This window comes from Pseudoalteromonas sp. XI10 (assembly GCF_001469895.1).
Classification (GTDB): Bacteria; Pseudomonadota; Gammaproteobacteria; order Enterobacterales; family Alteromonadaceae; genus Pseudoalteromonas.
Window position 1 is genome coordinate 1 of the sequence record NZ_LOPY01000016.1, and the last position, 243, is coordinate 243.

At 40.7% G+C, this 243-nt stretch carries 1 rRNA gene; it reads right to left on the bottom strand.

The features are described 5' to 3' along the window. A 5S ribosomal RNA gene (gene rrf, locus AUR67_RS03085) occupies positions 1-77 on the bottom strand; the annotation flags it as partial. Between the last annotated feature and the right edge of the window lie 166 nt (positions 78-243).

Consider the following 243-nt stretch of genomic DNA (forward strand, 5'->3'; position numbering starts at 1 on the left):
CTATCATCGGCGCTGTTTCGTTTCACTACTGAGTTCGGCATGGGGTCAGGTGGGTCCAAAACGCTATTGTCACCAAGCAAATTTGGTTCGTTAATCGCTTTAGCAATTAACTAAAATCTGGAATTCTGATATCAAGTAAATGTCTACTTTAGTAACTTAACTTCTGTCTGTTACGCTGTCATAAAACGCGTTTGGCGTTGTATGGTTAAGCCTCACGGGTAATTAGTACAGGTTAGCTTAATG